The sequence below is a fragment of the Psychrobacter sp. 1U2 genome, from assembly GCF_051847575.1.
The window spans coordinates 1-517 of record NZ_JBPYDC010001819.1; the positions used below are offsets into that span (position 1 = coordinate 1).

Here is a 517-nt window from a genome sequence, read left to right on the forward strand (position 1 = left end):
ATAGAAAACGAAGCGGGATCGTTGTCGCGGTTGGTTGGCTTGTTTTCTCAACGTGGGTACAATATTGAGACTCTAAACGTTGCACCAACAGAAGATCCATCCATTTCACGCTTGACAGTAACGACGATTACTTCACCAGAAAAAATAGAGCAAATTACCAAGCAGTTGCATAAGCTGGTTGAAGTAATTAAAGTATTGAATCTATCTGAAAATGTACACGTTGAACGTGAGCTCATGCTGATTAAGGTTCGTGCCACTGGTAGTGTGCGTGAAGAAATTAAACGCAGCGCTGACATATTCCGTGCTCAAATCGTCGATGTGAATGCAAACCTATATACCATCCAAATCGTGGGTGATACCGCTAAGCTTGATGGGTTTATTGATACTATCGGTCGTGAGCGTGTGCTTGAAGTGGTGCGTTCAGGTGTCATTGGTATTGCCCGCGGCGAGAAAACCTTAAGCGTCTAATATTACTCTGTTTTAAATCATTTTATTACTAGGCTTATATTGTTTACTA

At 41.6% G+C, this 517-nt stretch carries 1 protein-coding gene; it reads left to right on the plus strand.

All coding sequences use genetic code 11. From position 1 onward, the window contains the following. On the plus strand, nucleotides 1–468 hold a 468-nt coding region (ilvN, locus tag ACS8FD_RS24570), incomplete at its 5' end, for an acetolactate synthase small subunit (protein ID WP_439277767.1). Nucleotides 469–517 lie beyond the last annotated feature (49 nt).